At 63.7% G+C, this 18186-nt stretch carries 13 protein-coding genes and 1 riboswitch; of the genes, 10 read left to right on the forward strand and 3 right to left on the reverse strand.

Going from position 1 to position 18186, the window contains the following annotated elements; genetic code table 11:
- Positions 1–50: 50 nt before the first annotated feature.
- Both P3T20_RS21800 and P3T20_RS21805 read left to right on the forward strand, forming a co-directional pair.
- Entirely contained in the window at positions 51–1655 is a 1605-nt protein-coding gene (locus P3T20_RS21800; RefSeq protein WP_429287771.1) for a flagellar hook-length control protein FliK, read from the forward strand.
- Positions 1655–1981 (forward strand): EscU/YscU/HrcU family type III secretion system export apparatus switch protein, encoded by a 327-nt coding sequence (locus P3T20_RS21805; protein WP_074262831.1) that lies wholly within the window; start codon positions 1655–1657, stop codon positions 1979–1981. The genes P3T20_RS21800 and P3T20_RS21805 overlap by 1 nt, the downstream gene beginning before the upstream one ends.
- On the opposite strand, the gene P3T20_RS21810 is transcribed toward P3T20_RS21805, so the two are convergent.
- Positions 1978–3396, reverse strand: coding sequence for a coniferyl aldehyde dehydrogenase (locus P3T20_RS21810; protein ID WP_429287772.1), 1419 nt, complete (start codon positions 3394–3396; stop codon positions 1978–1980). The genes P3T20_RS21805 and P3T20_RS21810 overlap by 4 nt on opposite strands.
- Before the next feature lie 42 nt (positions 3397–3438).
- Complete coding sequence (locus P3T20_RS21815) at positions 3439–5121, reverse strand: isovaleryl-CoA dehydrogenase (RefSeq protein ID WP_429287773.1); 1683 nt, start codon at positions 5119–5121, stop codon at positions 3439–3441.
- Positions 5122–5485: 364 nt separating this feature from the next.
- Here P3T20_RS21815 and P3T20_RS21820 point away from each other — a divergent pair, with 364 nt between their 5' ends.
- Together P3T20_RS21820 and P3T20_RS21825 are read left to right on the forward strand one after the other, a co-directional pair.
- Positions 5486–7126 (forward strand): GMC family oxidoreductase, encoded by a 1641-nt coding sequence (locus P3T20_RS21820; RefSeq protein WP_429287774.1) that lies wholly within the window; start codon positions 5486–5488, stop codon positions 7124–7126.
- Positions 7127–7338: 212 nt separating this feature from the next.
- On the forward strand, positions 7339–9138 hold the full coding sequence (locus P3T20_RS21825; protein WP_429287775.1) for an OmpA family protein: 1800 nt from the start codon (positions 7339–7341) through the stop codon (positions 9136–9138).
- A 120-nt stretch (positions 9139–9258) separates the two neighbouring features.
- On the opposite strand, the gene P3T20_RS21830 is transcribed toward P3T20_RS21825, so the two are convergent.
- Entirely contained in the window at positions 9259–10221 is a 963-nt protein-coding gene (locus P3T20_RS21830; protein WP_429287776.1) for a LysR substrate-binding domain-containing protein, read from the reverse strand.
- 247 nt (positions 10222–10468) lie between these two features.
- On the opposite strand from P3T20_RS21830, the gene P3T20_RS21835 reads away from it, so the two are divergent.
- From P3T20_RS21835 to P3T20_RS21860, 6 genes are all read left to right on the forward strand, one after another.
- Complete coding sequence (locus P3T20_RS21835) at positions 10469–11242, forward strand: glycosyltransferase family 2 protein (RefSeq protein WP_429287822.1); 774 nt, start codon at positions 10469–10471, stop codon at positions 11240–11242.
- 75 nt (positions 11243–11317) lie between these two features.
- A riboswitch (S-adenosyl-L-homocysteine riboswitch) is annotated at positions 11318–11453 on the forward strand.
- A gap of 33 nt (positions 11454–11486) precedes the next feature.
- Positions 11487–12908, forward strand: a complete 1422-nt coding sequence (ahcY, locus tag P3T20_RS21840) for an adenosylhomocysteinase (RefSeq protein WP_429287777.1) — start codon at positions 11487–11489, stop codon at positions 12906–12908.
- A gap of 180 nt (positions 12909–13088) precedes the next feature.
- Positions 13089–13442 (forward strand): phage holin family protein, encoded by a 354-nt coding sequence (locus tag P3T20_RS21845; RefSeq protein WP_074262823.1) that lies wholly within the window; start codon positions 13089–13091, stop codon positions 13440–13442.
- Positions 13443–13475: 33 nt separating this feature from the next.
- Entirely contained in the window at positions 13476–14306 is an 831-nt protein-coding gene (metF, locus tag P3T20_RS21850; RefSeq protein ID WP_074262822.1) for a methylenetetrahydrofolate reductase [NAD(P)H], read from the forward strand.
- A gap of 223 nt (positions 14307–14529) precedes the next feature.
- Positions 14530–16173: an ABC transporter substrate-binding protein gene (locus P3T20_RS21855; RefSeq protein WP_429287778.1), complete on the forward strand. Its 1644-nt coding sequence runs from the start codon at positions 14530–14532 to the stop codon at positions 16171–16173.
- Between the two features lie 204 nt (positions 16174–16377).
- Positions 16378–18006, forward strand: coding sequence for an ABC transporter substrate-binding protein (locus P3T20_RS21860; protein WP_429287779.1), 1629 nt, complete (start codon positions 16378–16380; stop codon positions 18004–18006).
- The last annotated feature ends 180 nt before the right edge of the window (positions 18007–18186 follow it).

Consider the following 18186-nt stretch of genomic DNA (forward strand, 5'->3'; position numbering starts at 1 on the left):
ATTGACTGCGTTAGCCGCGCGCAGCCAGTAGGTACTCCAAAGGAACCGGCATGAACGGAATCGACACGGCCATCGCTTCGCTGCTCGCGAGCCGGGTCGACAGTCTGCTCAATATCGCACCCGGCGCGCCAAATGCAGCGCAAACGGGTGCGTCTGCGCTGAGCACGGATACGCCGGTGACGCCGGGTACGCCCGAGGTGCCGGCGCCGCCGCCTGCCTCTGCGCAGACTGTCCTGTCCGCGGTGGCTTTGACTCTCAACGCGATTGCCCTGTCCGGCGGTGAAGCCACCCCGGCGATTCTCGGCCAGTTGCCGATCTGGCCTGCGGCTCCTGCGCTCGATCCCGAGATAACCGAACTGCCGCTCTTCGAAATACTCGACGCGCAGACGGCGGATGCCGTTGTTGCTACTGTATTGGCCGATGCCGGCGTGGCCGACCCAGCCAGTGCGGCAAACGCAGCGAATGCGGCAAGCACCGCCACGACCTCCAACACCACCAGCACCGCCAATCCGGCAGGCGCATCCGCGACGACGGCCGCCACTAGCGTTGCCCCAGGGGACCTCCCGGTGGCAGCGCTCGCGGCGGCGCTCGAACAGACCGTCGCCGGTAGCGGCCTCTTTTACGAGGCGCACCTCGCGCAATGGCTGGCGGGTCAGCTCTCGCCCGCCGACCTCGCCAGCGAACCGCAAAACCGTCTTCTCGATAGCGCCGCGCAATTACCGCTCGACTGGGCGTCCGATCTCGACGCAAGCGCGCCGCCGGGCTCGAGCGCGGCGCAGCAGACCCGCTCCGGTTCGACGCAGGCAACCCAGAGCGGCAATGACGGCCCCGAGGCGAGTGCTGCCACGCGCGCGGCGTCGATCCAGTCGCCACAGGCCGCGCGTTTCGCCGCCGGGGAAGTGCTGGCGAATTCGCTTTCCGACCTGGCCGGTCAACCGGTGCACGCTGCGCTGCATGCCGCCGCGTCCCAGCTGGGCGACACGCCGACGCAAACCGCGCAATCGATGGCGGGCGCCGTCAACGTGGCGACCATCCCGCTGGTGCGCCAGCAACTCGATATGCTCGCCACGGGCCAGTTCCGCTGGAGCGGCGAAGCGTGGCCGGGCGCGAAAATCGACTGGACCATCCAGCAGGACGGCGACGAGTGGGAGCGCGGCGGCGGCGGTGCCGGCGCGGAAGAGGACTATCCGTGGCGCACGCGTCTGACGCTGTCGTTGCCGCTGCTCGGCACGGTGGATGCCGAACTGACGCTCACCGGCAACCGGCTGGCGGCGCGGGTCGCGGCGAGCCCCCTGGGCGCGGCTCGGCTCGCCGAGCAAAGCGACAACTTCCGCGAGCGGCTTGCTGCCGCCGGAATCGAACTGAGTGCGCTGGCGATTCGCGAGATCGGCGGCGGGGTGCCGGGTGCGGCCTCGGGCGCGGCAGCCGCCGCGGCCGCCCAGGCGGCGGCTTCCGCGTACGCGCGTGCTGCGCCGGCCGTCGATCCTGAGGTGGTCGCGGCGGGTACGCCACGCCGCGGCGGGCCCAGGGCCGCCGAGCGGCCCCAGCGCCCCGAGCGGTCGGAGTGGCCTCAGCGCGGTGCGCGACAGACTCGTCCCGAACGCGCGCAATGGCCGACCACGACGTCCGACACCGATTTCGACTGGGACATGTGATGAGCCGCAGGAATCGCAAAAGCGCCGCTGCGCTCGTCTACGACGCCCAAGGCGGCGACCACGCGCCACGCATGATCGCGAAGGGCTACGGCCTCGTCGCGGAAATGATCGTGCAGCGCGCCAAGGAGGCGGGCCTGTATGTGCACGAGGCGCCCGAGATGGTGGCGCTGCTGATGCAGGTCGATCTCGATTCGCGCATTCCGCCGCAGCTGTATCAGGCGGTGGCGGAGTTGCTGGCGTGGCTGCACCGGCTGGAAAGCGGCGTGGCGGACGAGCCGGAGCAGCCGTCCACTACGCTTGAGCCGGTCGCAGTCAAGGGCCGCTAAAGCCGCAGCATCAGCTTGAGCAGCGCATTGACGCGCTTGCCGTACGGCGGCGCGATCAGCCCGCGTGTATTCCAGCGCGCCTGGGTGAGCACCGGCTTCATCTTCGAGAAGGTCACAAAGCCTTCGTAGCCGTGATACGCGCCCATCCCGCTCGCACCCACGCCGCCGAACGGAAGGCTTTCGCAAGCCAGCTGCATCAGCGTTTCGTTGACCGCCATGCCGCCCGCGATGGTTTCCTGCTCGACGCGGCGGATCGTCGTTGCATCCTCGTCGTAAAGATACAGCGCCAAGGGCCGCGGCCGGGCGTTGACCCAGGCGATGGCGTCGTCGAGCGTGTCGTACGGGACGATCGGCAGCAGCGGCCCGAAAATCTCCTCCTGCATCAGCGCGGTTTCATCCGGCGCGTTCGTCACGGCGATCAGCGGGAAGCGGCGCGTGAGTGGATCCGCGGCGCCGTCGGCAAGCGCATGGAGTTGCGCACCGCTGGCTTTCGCTTCGTCGAGAAGACGCTGCAAACGCTCGAAATGACGCGCCGAAATGATGGACGTGTAGTCGCGATTGCGCGAGAAATCCGGATACATCGCGCTCATGCGCGCCCGCGCCCGCTCGATGAAAGCCTGCTCCTTGCCGCGCGGCACCAGCACATAGTCCGGCGCGATACAGGTTTGCCCGGCATTCATCGTCTTGCCGGCGACGAGGTTATCGACCGCATTGTCGAAGCGCGCATGCGGGCCGACGATGGCGGGTGATTTGCCGCCCAGTTCGAGCGTGACCGGCGTCAGATGCTCGGCGGCCGCGCGCATCACTTCATGGCCTACTTTGGTCGAACCGGTGAACAGCAGATGATCGAACGGCTGCGCGCTGAAGGCGGCAGCGAGCGTAGCGTCGCCATTGACCACGGTGACGTGGTCATGCGCGAAGGTCTGCGCGATCAGTTGTTCGAACAAAGCCGACGTGCGCGGCGTGAGTTCGGACATCTTGATGATGGCGCGGTTGCCGGCTGTGAGAGCGCTCACGAGCGGGCCGCCTGCCAGCAGGATCGGATAGTTCCACGGCACGATAATGCCGACCACGCCGAGTGGTTGCGGAATCACCTTGGCGCGCGCGGGCAACAGCCACTTGTTGGTGCTGCGCCGTTGCGATCTCATCCAGCGTTTGCCGTGTCTGAGCGCGCCGTCGATTTCCTCTTTCAGGAGCAGAAATTCCGCGAGCAGGATCTCCTCTTTGGCGCGGTTGCCGAAGTCCGCGTTCATGGCTTCGGCGAGCGCGTCGCGGTTGTCGAGCAGCATCGCCCGCAATGCCTTCAGATGCGCCGCGCGCGTTTCCCATGAGGGATAGGGCGCGCGCAGATACGCCTGGCGCTGTTCGCGCAACAGCGCTTCGAGCGCGGCAATCTCCGGCAGATCGTTCTTCATGTCCACTCCCTTTTATGGTTATTCGTTATCGTCGTGTGCAGATCACGCGGCAAACGCCCGCTCGATAATCGCCGCGTGATCGAACGTGGCGGGCAGCGTGCCGTACACGCGACCGCTTTCGCCGCAGCCGTCGGCGAGGCGTGTCGCGATGAACGCGTCGGCCACGGCCGCCGGTGCGTGCTGCACGAGTAGCGTGGCCTGCGCGATCAGCACGATCTGCTGGGCGATGCGCCGCGCCGACGCTTCGCGCGTTTCTGGCGCGTTCTTGAGCGTCGCTGCCAGACGTCCGAGCGCAGCGGTGAGCGCCGGGTGTCCCTGCGCAGTTGCGTGCCACGCGGCGAAGAGCGCTTGTGCTGCGTCGGCCTCGCGTTCCATGGCGCGCAACACGTCGAGGCACATCACGTTGCCGGAGCCTTCCCAGATCGAATTGACCGGCGCCTCACGGTAGAAACGCGCCATCGGCCCTTCTTCGACATAACCGTTGCCGCCCCAGACTTCCATGGCTTCGCCGGTGAATTCCAGCGTGCGCTTGCAGACCCAGTACTTTGCGGCCGGCGTAACGATGCGCCGCCACGCGCGCTCTTCCGGCGCGCTCGCGGCGTCTTCGAACGCGCGCGCTAAACGCATGAACAGCACCGTCGCGGCTTCGGATTCCAGTGCGAGATCGGCGAGCACGTTTTGCATCAGTGGCTGCTCGGCCAGATGCCGGCCGAACGCGCTGCGATGCCGGGCATGGTGGATGGCCTGCACCAGCGCCGCGCGCATCAATGCGGCGCTGCCGATCACGCAATCGAGTCGCGTGTAGTTGGCCATTTCGATGATGGTCGGTACGCCCCGTCCTTCTTCGCCGATCAGAACGCCGTACGCGTCGAGGAATTCGACTTCGCTGCTGGCGTTCGAGCGGTTACCGAGCTTGTCTTTCAGGCGCTGGATCTGCACGGCGTTCTTGCTGCCGTCGGGCGCGAAACGCGGCACGAAGAAACACGACAGGCCTTCGTGATCGTCGGTGCGGGCGAGTACCAGGTGGGCGTCGCATTGCGGTGCGGAAAAGAACCACTTGTGGCCGACCAGCCGGTATTCGCCGCCACGCCCGCTGCCTGCGCCGCCGCCCGTTGCGTAAGCACGCGTCTGGTTGCTGCGCACGTCCGAGCCGCCTTGTTTCTCGGTCATGCCCATGCCGATCATCGCCGAGGTTTTCTGGCTGAGCGGCAGATCGCGCGGATCGTGTTCGCGCGCATAGAGTTTGTCGCGCAGCGTCTCGAACAGCGTGGGTTCGCGCTGCAGCACCGGAATGCTGGCGAACGTCATGGTCATCGGACACAACGACCCGGACTCGATCTGCGCATGCAGGAAATAACCGGCGCAGCGCGCCGCCATGGCGCCGCGCTGTGGATCGGAAAACGGCAGCGCGTGCAGTCCTTCACGCCGCAGTAATGACAGCAGCGTGTGCCACGCAGGATGAAATTCCAGCGCGTCGATGCGCTCGCCACGCGGGCTGTAAGTGTGCAGCTCCGGCGTGTGGCGGTTCGCCAGCTCGGCAAGCGCGAGCGTGTCCGGGGTGGTCAGTGCTGCGCCGTGCCGCTGCAGCGCGTCGTGATGCCACGACGCGCCGTCGCGTTCCAGTGCGGCGGCGAGGGCGGTATCGCTGGTAAAAAGGTTGTAATCCGCCAGTGGCGGAACCTGATTCGTGACGTCGTGCGTTGTTCCGGGGCCATGCCGTTCCATCTGCTGTCTCCGTTTGACGGATGCGCGCCGGGGTTCGATCAGGAGGCGCTGTTTTATCAGTGTATGCGGGCCGCGTGCCCATGGGGCAGTGCGCATTGCGCGGTGTTTTAATACCGCGCGGATACGTGCAGCGCAGGCCTTCAAGGGCCGCCGGCGCTGCCTGATCGCCATGGCGCTGTCCTCGGCGCTGCACCTTTCATCATAGGGTCGCGGTGCGGGTTTCGTTTAGAGGGAACGCTCTGGCGCGAACCCGCCGCACCGTGGCAACGCTCCCTACAATGCGCAGGAAACACACGTAGACAAGTGTGCACGAGACAGCTTTGCTCGGGTTCGCGCAGCACGCGGCCCACATCAGGAGGAGCGCATGCAATACGACTACATCATCGTAGGGGCGGGTTCGGGCGGCTGTTCGCTGGCGGCACGGCTCGCGGACGCCTGTCCCGACGCCACGATCGCGCTGATCGAAGCAGGTCCGCATACGGAGCGCAATCTGTTCGTCAACATGCCGGTCGGCGTCGCGGCGGTCGTGCCCAACAAGCTCAAGACCAACTATGGCTACGAGACCACGCCGCAACCGGCCCTCGCCGGACGCCGCGGCTATCAACCTCGCGGGCGCGGCTTCGGTGGTTCGAGCGCAATCAACGCCATGATCTACACGCGTGGCCACCCGCTCGATTACGACGAATGGGCGCGGCTCGGCTGCGACGGATGGGCGTGGGACGACGTGCTGCCGTACTTCCGGCGTGCCGAGGGTAACGAGCGCGGCGCCGATGCGTGGCATGGCGCGGATGGCCCGCTCACCGTCAGCGATCTGCGCTATCGCAATCCGTTCTCGCAACGCTTCGTGCAGGCGGCGCTGGAAGCAGGGCATCGGCTCAATACCGACTTCAACGGCGCCGATCAGGAAGGCGTCGGTTTCTATCAGGTCACGCAGCGCGACGGCAGACGCTGCAGCGTCGCGCGGGCGTATATCTACGGTCGCAACCGGAGCAATCTGCATACGCTGGCTGATGCCACCGTGCTGCGCGTGACCTTCGACGGCAAGCGCGCAAGCGGTGTCGAAATCGTACGCGGCGGACGCACCGAGACGCTCGAAGCGCGTGGCGAGGTGGTGCTCGCAGCGGGTGCGTTCAATTCGCCGCAACTGTTGATGTGCTCGGGGATCGGTCCGGCCGCGCAACTGCAATCGTTCGGTGTGCCAGTGATTCACGACGCGCCGCAAGTGGGCCGCAACCTGATCGACCATGTCGACTTTACGATCAACAAGCGCGTGGCGTCGATCGAGCCAACCGGCTTTTCGCTGCGCGGAATTGCGCGGATGTTGCCGCAGTTCGTCACCTTCATGCGGCACGGTACGGGCATGCTGTCGAGCAATGTCGCCGAGGCGGGCGGTTTCCTGAAGAGCCGGCCCACGCTCGAGCGTCCCGATCTGCAATTGCATTTCTGCGCCGCGCTCGTCGATGATCACAACCGGCATATGCACTGGGGGCACGGCTATTCGCTGCACGTGTGCGTGCTGCGTCCGCATAGTCGCGGCACGGTGGCGCTCGCGAGCGCCGACGCGCGTGAGGCGCCGGTGATCGATCCGCGTTTCCTGAGCGACCCGCGCGACCTGGAGTTATTGCTGGAAGGCGCATATATGGCGAGGCGGATTCTCGATGCGCCTTCGCTTGCGGTGCACGGTGGCAAGGAGTTGTACACGCATGTGGGGCAGACGCGCGCCGAGTTGCTTGAAACCATCGCGGCGCACGCCGATACGATTTATCACCCGGTTGCTACCTGCCGGATGGGCAGCGACGCCGGCTCGGTGGTCGACCCGCAGCTGCGCGTGCGTGGCGTGACGGGATTGCGGATTGTGGACGCCTCGGTGATGCCGACGCTGATTGGCGGCAACACCAATGCGCCGACCGTGATGATCGGCGAGCGGGCCGCGGATCTCATCGCGACCGCGCGCCGCACCGCACAGTCGACTCAGGTTGGAGTCTGCGCCGGGGCGGTGGTTTGAATCGCCGCCGCCACGCGCTCACTGAATATCTGGCGGCCCGGATGACGGGGCGAGTCTCTTAAAATCAGACTGCTAGTTAGGAATATTGATGGATTTCTACAAAGATATGTAATTAATCTTCTCGCCTCGTTTTTGAGATTTTCAGGCCTCTATACTCTCGCCGCGAAAGAGCGTGTCAGGTGGCGCGTTCGCCCTCTCAAGGAAGCGAGTCGATGAGTATCAACGTAATTCAACTGATTCAGTCCGCGCTGTCTGACAGCGTGGTGCGGCAACTGTCGGAGCGCTTCGGGCTGCCACCGGCCGTCACCGACAAAGTCATCGGCGCCGCTGCTCCTGCACTCGTCGCAGCATTGATGCATAAGGGCGCCACGCTCGAAGGCGCACGCTCGCTGTTCACCACGATCATGGCGCCGGAGGTCAATGCGCACATCGGCGAACAACTGCCGCAATTGCTCGCGAGCACGGCTGGCTTGAGTCTGCTCGAAGGTGCCGGCCGTCAATTGCTGGCTCGCGTGACCGATCGCCGGCTCGACGGCGTGAGCGATACGGTTGCCGCACAAACCGGCGTGCCGGCGCAGTCTGCGCATGCTTTGACGGGTATCGTCGGCGCCACGCTGCTTGGCGTCCTGAAGCGTCATTTCCTCGAAGCGCAAGGCAGCGTCGGGCAGTTGCCGACGCTGCTCGGTCATCAGTTGCCCGCTATCGCCCCGTTTCTGAATGACGGACTGTTGTCGGCGCTCGGGCTCGGCGGTGTGGCAACGTTCATGGGCAGTGTCCTGCCGCAACTGAAGGCGGTGTCCGCGCATATCGAGCATCCGGTTGCACCTGCTGCGCCGGTCAATCCTTCGGTGCACACCACGCAGGCCCCGCAGGCTGCGCCGCGCGTACCGGTCGACGCCGTTTTGCGCGAGGGGCGTCGCTCTCACAGTTGGCTGTGGTGGCTGCTCGCCGCGCTCGCCGCGGTGCTGGCGTTCGTGTTCCTGCGCGGCTGCCAGCATGAGCAGACGGCGGACGTCACGGGCTCGACCTCGCAGGCAGCTTCCGTGGTTGCCGCTGCCTCGGCTCCGGCTGTGGAACTTGCAAGCGATGTCGCGGCGTCGACGGTGGCGGCTTCGGATGTCGTTGCTTCTGCGCCTGCTGCTTCTGCGCCTGCCGCATCAGCGGAGCGCGCTGCGAGCGCAAGCGAGGCGTCGCAGGCTGCCGCTGCTCCGGCACCTACCAAAGATAGTCAGCTGACCTTCAAGGTCGATCCGGCCGGCAAGCCGACGTTGACGGCGACGGTCGGCAGCGAAGCCGAAAAGGCTGCGTTGATCGATGCGTTGACGAAGAAGTTCGGCGCCGACCACGTGGCCGCCAATATCACTGTCGATCCGGACACGAAGCCGGCCGACTGGCTCTCACATCTCGACGCGTTGCTGCCGTTGATGGCGCTACCCGGCGCGGAAGTGAAGCTGGACGGCACGCGTATCGAACTGAGCGGCACAGCAGCCAACGCGAAGCTCGGCTGGCTCGAGCGCCTGAAGTCTCTGTTTGGTGGGTCGTATCAGATTGGCGCATTCAACGCGGAGCAGGCCGTGGCCGACGCAACGCAATCGTTCCGTAGTGCGATCAAAGATCTGCTCGCGCCGGATAGCTCATGCGTCGTCGCTGATGTGGTCAAGGTGCTGAACCTGCAGGTGATCAACTTTACAAGCGCGAGCGCGCGTGTGCCGGCGTCGGCGGTCGACGATCTGCGTCAGTCGGCCCAGGTACTGATGGCCTGCTCGCACAACGGCAAGGCCGCGAAGCTCGAAGTGGCAGGCTATTCGGACAACGTCGGCGGCGATCAGCAGAATCTGCTGCTGTCGAAGAAACGCGCCGAATCGGTTCGTGCATTCCTCGTCAGGACCGGTGTGCCGGCTGACTCGCTGACGGCGCAAGGCTACGGCGATGCGCGTCCGGTGGCGAGCAACGACACCGAGAGCGGCCGCTTTGCGAATCGACGGATTGAGTTCGTCGAGGCGCAGCAGTAAGTACGGTATTGACCGGGCATTCGCCTTGGCATCAACCCGGACGATTACCCTTGGAATCATCTCGGGACCCACCTCGGAGGTCGCCCCGGGGGACACCCCAGCGATCACCCAGGCCATAACCTAGGCGCCGGCCGGCCCGCTGTCGGTCGGCGCAAGCCCGGTGATGCCGATGTCGGGCCAATGCATCAGATCGTCGCCGGGCTGGGAGGGCAGGATTTCGCGCGCCACTTCGAGCCATGCGCGCGCGGCGTGCGAGAGGTAGCCGTTGCGCCGCCAGCCGACCGCCATTTCCCACGGAATCTCGGGGTCGACCACTGGGCGGCAGGTGAATTGCGTCGCGTCGAGGCGCCGGCAGTAGGGCGCGGGCAACAGCGCAATGCCGACGCCTGCCAGCACGAGCGCCGCCATGAAATCCCAGTGACCGCTGCGCCCGACGATAGTCGGCGCAAAGCCTGCTGCGCGGCACGCGTTCAGCACGACGTCGTTGAGCGCGAGGCTTTCGCCGTAGAAGACGAACGGCTCGCTCGCCAGGTCCGCGAGCGGCACCCGTTGCAGGCGGTCCCAGCGCGAGCCGCGGCGCGCGACGAGCCACAGCAACTGGCGCGTCATTGGAAGCACGTCGATGTGTTCGGGGTCGACCGGCTGCAGCACGCCCCCCAGTTCGAGCTCGCCATTGATCAGTGCCGCTTCGATGGCCCGCGAGCCTTGTTCGAACAGTTTCAGCTCGATCTTCGGATATTGCTGCCGGAAGGCGGCGATTGCGGGCGTAAAGAGGGATCCGCCCATTGGCGGAATCCCGATGGTCAGTTCACCACGGCCCAGCGTGTCCAGGTCGTTGAGTTCGGCCTGCAACTGCGCGTGCGCGGCGAGCACATCCTGGCCGCGCTGATAGACGATGCGACCGGCGTCAGTCAGCACCATCTGACGGCCGTCGCGTAGCAATAGCGGCGAGCCGATTTCGTCTTCCAGCGACTTCACCATCTTGCTGATGGTGGGCTGGGTGACAAACATCTGCTCGGCGGCCACGGTAAAACTTTGCTGGCGCACGACTTCGACGAAATAGCGCAGGGCACGAAGTTCCACGATTCCAGGCTCCAGAATTCCAATGTGGAATGAGTATGGCGAGTGCGAGTCATTATATTTATGTTGCGGTGCAATCAGTGCGGGCTTTCGTGTGAAGTCAGCTGGAAATCGCCATAAGCATGCGATTTCCCCGTTGTTTTTCCTTGCATGGACGGCCGCCGCTTTTCAGGATGAATCGGCGCAGGACGGCGCTATGATCATCAACTCCCTTTGTGCTTACCCCTTCGCGCCGTCCTCTCCGAACGCCATGCTGCCCATTTCGATCATCATTCCCTGCTACAACGCGGCGGCGACCCTCGCCCGTACGCTCGACAGCTGCGTCATCCAGCCCGAAGCGGCGCAGATTATCGTCGTGGATGACGGCTCGACCGATCGCTCGATCGAGATCGCGCGCTACTACGGCGAGCGCGATCCGCGCATCGGTCTGCTGCAGATGCCAGCGAACGGCGGCGCCGCGCGGGCACGCAACTGGGCCGCGCTACATGCCACGCAACCTTTGCTGGCCTTTATCGACGCGGACGACGAGTATCTCCCCGGCGCGTTGGCAGCCGCGAGCGGCTATCTGGAGCAGAACCCCACGGAAGCCTCGATCCGGCTCGACGTTGAATACGCCGGCTTCCCGGCGGAAGTCACCGCGCATCCGGATTTCGCGGAGCACGCCGCAACGCTGAGCAACACGGTGCCGAGCAGCCTGATCATCCGGCGGGCGGTCTATGCGGCGCTGGGCGGTTTTCCAATGGACGCCTTTTTCCGCCGCAATGGCGGAGAAGACGGCGCGTTTTCATGGGCCCTGCGCGAGCTGTTCGGCAACCGGCGCCTGGGCGACGCCAGGCGCGTGCGGATGCATTACCACCCGCGCATCCATGCGGAACGCTATTTCCGCATTTGCTTCGGGATGCAGGCGCCGGTCGCGGCCGATGTCGAGGAGTCGTTCCGGCTGTCCGGCCAGTTCGTCGAGGCCGCCAGAGCAAACATCGCGCAACTGCGCTCGCTGAGCGGCCCGGCCGGTACGCCGGCTTAGGCTCTACCCACGTGTTGGACCGCGCTTTCCGGACCGACACCCCGAAGCCATCTCTATTTGCTACAATCGCCGTTCGTCTTCGAGGAGCGTTGCGACGGGTACCGCGAATCTGCATTCGCTGGCCGCCCGCCAGGCTCGGAGGCTTTCAATCGGACGGCTTGAATGCGCGCTGCGCGTTCCAATCCACCGCATCGAACCGCGCTCACGTCAAATTTCTAGTCAATTTCTTAGAAAGGAGGGCGTGATGAACGCCGCAGTCATCGATTCCAAAAATTCCCAGGATTTCGTCGTTGCCGACCTGTCGCTTGCCGACTGGGGCCGCAAGGAACTGAACATCGCCGAGACCGAAATGCCCGGTCTCATGCAAACGCGTGAAGAGTACAAGGCGCAGCAACCGCTGAAGGGCGCGCGCATCGCCGGTTCGCTGCACATGACCATCCAGACGGCCGTGCTGATCGAAACGCTGACGGCACTTGGCGCCGAGGTTCGCTGGGCTTCGTGCAACATCTTCTCGACGCAGGATCACGCTGCCGCGGCAATCGCCAAATCGGGCACGCCGGTGTTCGCGCTCAAGGGCGAATCGCTCGACGAATACTGGGAGTTCTCGCACCGCATTTTCGAATGGCCGAACGGCGAATTCGCCAACATGATCCTCGACGACGGCGGCGACGCCACGTTGCTGCTGATCCTTGGTTCGAAGGCTGAAAAGGACCGTTCGGTCATCGCCAAGCCGAACAACGAGGAAGAAATCGCGCTGTACAAGTCGATCGCTTCGCACCTCGACGCAGACCCGACGTGGTACTCCACGCGCCTGAAGCACATCAAGGGCGTGACGGAAGAAACCACCACGGGCGTGCACCGTCTGTATCAGATGGAAACGGAAGGCCGCCTGCCGTTCCCGGCGATCAACGTCAACGACTCGGTCACCAAGTCGAAGTTCGACAACCTGTATGGCTGCCGCGAATCGCTGGTCGACGGTATCAAGCGCGCCACCGACGTGATGATCGCCGGCAAGATCGCGCTGGTCGCAGGTTACGGCGACGTGGGTAAGGGCTGCGCGCAATCGCTGCGCGGTCTGGGCGCAACCGTGTGGGTTACGGAAATCGATCCGATCTGTGCACTGCAGGCGGCGATGGAAGGCTACCGTGTCGTGACGATGGAATACGCCGCCGACAAGGCCGACATCTTCGTGACGGCCACCGGTAACTACCACGTGATCGGCCACGACCACCTGAAGGCGATGCGCCACAACGCGATTGTCTGCAACATCGGCCACTTCGACTCGGAAATCGACATTGCGTCGACCCGTCAGTACCAGTGGGAAAACATCAAGCCGCAAGTCGACCACATCATTTTCCCGGACGGCAAGCGCGTTATCCTGCTGGCTGAAGGCCGCCTCGTGAACCTCGGTTGCGCCACCGGCCACCCGTCGTTCGTGATGTCGAACTCGTTCACCAACCAGACGCTCGCGCAGATCGAACTGTTCACCCAGGGCGGCAAGTACGAGAACAAGGTGTACGTGCTGCCGAAGCATCTGGACGAGAAGGTCGCACGCCTGCATCTGGCGCGCATCGGCGCGAACCTGACCGTTCTGTCGGACGAGCAGGCGGGCTACCTCGGTGTCGACAAGAACGGTCCGTTCAAGCCGAACCACTACCGTTACTAAGCAGGCACGGTAGCGCAACAGGCAGGTCAGACAGCACGTGAGTCCCCGCCGGTCGCCGTACAGGCAACCTGGCGGGCGGCACACGATAAAGGCGGCGCCAGACCGGCAAGCCGTCTTTACCGCCTGGCCGGCCCGTTCCATTCCGCTCAACCCGGATTTTCAGCCAAGAAGGAGCTCTACATGACCGTGCTGCTGACCTGGGTGATCAATGCGCTCGCGCTTCTGATCATCACTTACCTCGTCCCTTCGATCCACATCCGCAGCTTCGGCACCGCGCTGATCGTCGCCGTGGTGCTCGGGTTGATCAACACCGTGCTGCGCCCAGTGCTGATCCTGCTGACGCTGCCCGTGACGATCATCACGCTCGGCCTCTTCATTCTGGTGGTCAACGCACTGTGCTTCTGGCTGTGTGCATCGCTGCTGAAGGGCTTCGAAGTGTCGGGCTTCTGGTCGGCGTTTATCGGCTCGATCCTGTACAGCATCGTTTCATGGCTGCTGTCCGCGCTTATCCTCGGCAACCGCAGTTTCGGCTGAGGTGAGCTTTACTTCTAGAACGGCGACTGAGTCATGAATCCGCTCGAACTTTCATTCGAATTCTTCCCGCCGAAGACGCCGGACGGTGTCGAGAAGCTGCGTGCCACGCGCGCGCAGCTCGCGCCGCTCAAGCCGAAGTTCGTCTCGGTCACCTTCGGCGCCGGCGGCTCGACACAGCGCGGCACGCTCGATACCGTCGTCGATATGGCGAAGGAAGGGCTGGCAGCGGCGCCGCATCTGTCGTGTATCGGCTCGTCGAAAGAGAGCCTGCGCGCGATCCTCACCGAGTACCGTTCGCATGGCATTCGCCATATCGTCGCGCTGCGCGGCGACCTGCCGTCCGGTATGGGCGAGGTCGGCGAGTTTCGCTATGCGTCGGAACTGGTGAGCTTCATTCGCGCCGAGTTCGGCGACTGGTTCTGGATCGAGGTGGCCGGTTATCCGGAGTACCACCCGCAGGCGCGCTCGCCGCGTCACGATCTGGAAAACTTCGCTCGCAAGGTGAAGGCCGGCGCCAATTCGGCGATCACGCAGTACTTCTTCAACGCGGATGCGTATTTCCGCTTTGTGGACGATGCGCGCAAGCTCGGCGTCGACGTGCCGATCGTGCCCGGCATCATGCCGATCACGAACTTTTCGCAGCTGATGCGCTTCTCCGAGATGTGCGGAGCGGAAGTGCCGCGCTGGGTGGCGCGCCGGCTGGAGAGCTACGGCGACGACCGCGAAGCGATTCGCGCGTTCGGGCTCGATGTGGTCACGGACCTGTGTCAGCGTCTGATCGACGCGCGCGTGCCGGGGCTGCATTTCTACACGCTCAACAACGCAGCGGCCACCAAGGCCATCTGCGACCGCCTGGGCGCTTAGTACTGCCCAAGCTTCACACCGCGCGGCCAGCTGGCTGCGCGGTTCAATTCCCGCCTGTTCCCGCCAGTCCCCCTCTTCACCTGTCCGTTCCCGCCACATTTGGTGCGTTGCCGCAGACACGTGCCAAACGCCCACGCTCGCGGGTAGAACCCAGGATTGAACCCGAATATTGTGCTGTCTATGATCGAGGCGCAGCCAAGCCGGTTGCAGTCCGGAGAACGTCATGACAGTGTCATCCATGCTGTTCGCAGTTCGCCAGTATTGCCTGCCCGCCCTGACAACCCTGGCCGTTGCCACGGCATGCTTCACACCGCTCACCGCCCCCGCTGCCTCCTTGCCCGATAAAACCCTCGTGTTCTGCTCGGAGGGCAGCCCCGCGGGCTTCGATACCGCTCAGTACACCACCAGCGTCGAATTCACAGCCGGCTCCTACACGGTCTATAACCGGCTGGTCGAGTTCGTTCAGGGCGGCACCGACATCGAGCCGGGCCTCGCCGAGAAGTGGGACGTTTCCGCTGACGGTCTGCAATACACGTTTCACCTGCGCCATGGGGTGAAGTTCCAGACCACCTCGTTCTTCAAGCCGACCCGCGAATTCAACGCGGACGATGTCGTGTTTACCTTCCAGCGCATGCTGGATCCGGACCAGCCGTTTCATAAGGCATACCCGGTGCCGTTCCCGTACTTCAGCGATCTGGGGCTTGCCAAGAACGTCGAAAAGATCGAGGCGCTCGACCCGTACACGGTACGCTTCACGCTTAAAACGGTGGACGCGCCGTTCCTGCAGCAGATTGCGATGCCGTTCGCGTCGATTTTGTCGGCGGAATATACCGATCAGCTGCTGAAGGCGGGCAAGGCCTCCGATATCAATCTGTTTCCAGTGGGTACCGGGCCATTCATCTTCCGCAGCTATACCAAGGACGACACCATTCGCTTCGACGGCAATCCGGACTACTGGAAGCCCGGTATCGTGAAGGTGAGCAAACTGATCTTCGCGATCACCGTCGACCCGGCGGTGCGGCTGCAGAAGCTGAAGCGCGGCGAATGCCAGGTGATGGCCTATCCGCGTCCGGCGGACATCCCGGCAGTCAAGGCCGACTCCTCGCTGGCGATGCCGAGCGAAGTGGGCTTCAATCTCGGCATTCTTGGCTATAACACGACCAAAAAGCCGCTCGACGACGTGCAGGTGCGCCGCGCGCTGGATATGTCGATCAACAAGAAGGCGATCATCGATTCGGTGTACCAGGGCGCCGGCCAGATTGCGACCAATCCGATGCCGCCCACCCAGTGGGGCTACAACAAGAGCCTCAAGGACGCCCCGTATGACGTCGACAAAGCCAAGGCATTGCTCAAGCAGGCCGGCTACCCAGACGGCTTCGACCTGACGTTGTGGGCGATGCCAGTGCAACGCCCCTACAACCCCAACGCGCGCCTGATGGCGGAAATGCTGCAGTCCGACTGGGCGAAGATCGGCGTAAAGGTGAATATCGTCACCTTCGAGTGGGGTGAATACATCCGTCGCGCTCACGCTGGTGAGCACCAGGCAATCCTGATCGGCTGGACCGGCGACTACGGCGACCCGGATAACTGGCTCGGCGTCCTGCTGGGTTGCGACTCGGTGAAGGGCAGCAACTTCTCGAAGTGGTGCTACAAACCGTTCGATGACCTGATTACCGCGGCCCGTAGCACGACGGATCTCTCGCAGCGCACCAAGGACTACATGGAGGCGCAGGTCATCTTCAAGGACCAGGTGCCGTTCACGCCGATTGCCCACTCCACAGTCTATCAACCTATCTCGAAAGACGTGACAGGCTTCAAGATCGACCCGTTCGGCCCGACCCAATTCCTCGGAGTCGGCCTGAAATAGGGGGAGACAGACGCTTTTGCTTCCCTTTGGCGCGGCTTGAGGCGTCGCGAGGCCCGTCGACCAGGAATTTGACGGGCCTCAATCTTTACTTAACAAGTGTTTCCGCTTCTGGGCACAAGGAATTTCCTCCGCTTGTTGACGCACGGCATGCTCAAGTAAGATCGCGCTACGCTGGTGTAAGCCAGCCCCGAACCTGGAGGAAACATGAAGCAAAACAACCTGTTGCGCGCCGCGCGGATTACCACGCTCGTCGCCGCTGCAGCGGTATCGATGGTGGGCGCCAATGTCGCGCGTGCCGAGATCCCGAATAAAACCCTGGTCTACTGCTCAGAAGGCAGCCCTGCGGGTTTTGACCCAGCCCAATACACCACGGGCACTGACTTCACGGCCAACACGTTCACCGTCTACAACCGCCTCGTCGAGTTCGAGCGCGGCGGCACCAAGGTCGAGCCGGGCCTCGCCGAAAGCTGGGATGTCTCGCCCGACGGCAAGACCTACACCTTCCATCTGCGCCACGGCGTCAAGTTCCAGACCACCACTTACTTCAAACCGGGCCGCGAGTTCAATGCGGACGACGTCGTCTTCACGTTCACGCGCATGCTCGATCCGACCATGCCGTTCAACAAGGCGTATCCGGCACAGTTTCCGTACTTCACGGACATGGGCCTCGACAAGCTGATCGCGAAGGTCGAAAAGGTCGATCCGTACACCGTACGTTTCACGCTGAAGGAAGTGAATGCCCCGTTCATCCAGAACATGGCAATGGAGTTCGCATCGATCCAGTCGGCTGAGTACGCGGATTCGCTGTTCAAGGCCGGCAAGGCCCCTGATCTCAACCAGAAGCCGGTTGGCACAGGCCCGTTCATTTTCCGCAGCTATACGAAGGACGCGACGATCCGCTTCGACGGCAATCCTGATTACTGGAAGCCGAACGAGGTGAAGATTTCGAAGCTGATCTTCGCAATCACGCCGGATGCCGGCGTGCGCGTGCAGAAACTGAAGCGTGACGAATGCCAGGTGATGAGCTATCCGCGTCCGGCGGATATCGCGCCGCTGAAGACGGAAGCCACTCTCGCGATGCCGTCGCAGCCGGGCTTCAATCTCGGTTACCTGTCGTACAACGTTCAGCACAAGCCGCTCGACAAGGTCGAAGTGCGCGAGGCGCTCGACATGGCGATCAACAAGAAGGCGATCATCGATTCCGTCTACCAGGGCGCCGGCCAGTCGGCCACGAATCCGATGCCGCCGACCCAATGGTCGTACGACAAGAACCTGCCGAGCCAGTCGTATGACCCGGAGAAGGCCAAGGCGCTGCTCGCCAAGGCGGGTCTCGCGAGCGGTTTCGACATCACGCTGTGGGCGATGCCGGTGCAGCGTCCGTACAACCCGAACGCGCGTCTGATGTCGGAAATGATCCAGGCGGACTGGGCCAAGATCGGCGTGCGGGCGAAGATCGTCACGTACGAATGGGGCGAGTACATCAAGCGCGCTCACGCGGGTGAGGACGACACGATGCTGATTGGCTGGACCGGCGACAACGGCGATCCGGACAACTGGCTCGGCACGTTGCTCGGTTGCGAAGCGATTAACGGCAACAACTTCGGCAAGTGGTGCTACAAGCCGTTCGACGATCTGGTCCAGAAGGGCCGCACGACGATCGATCAGGGCGAACGCACGAAGATCTACACGCAGGCACAGCAGATTTTCGCGCAGCAACTGCCGTTCTCGCCGATCGCGCACTCGACGGTGTACCAGCCGGTCAGCAAGAAGGTGATCGACATGCGCATCGAGCCGCTCGGTTACGTGCGCTTCGACGGTGTTGGCGTGCAATGAGTCTTGACGTAAGGTGCGCTATAACGTGAGCCATTAGGTGAGCCGTGCGACGAACCGTAAGGTAAATCGCAGGGCTTGCTGTAAAACTGACGCAGTCCGCTTTTCGCCTGGTTAGAAAACTGGTCGAAATGTTCCGGCGACCGGGGTGACAAGCCCTCGTCGCCGGTTGTGTTTTTCCGT

It is taken from the genome of Paraburkholderia sp. GAS206C, assembly GCF_050435645.1.
GTDB lineage: Bacteria > Pseudomonadota > Gammaproteobacteria > Burkholderiales > Burkholderiaceae > Paraburkholderia > Paraburkholderia phenazinium_B.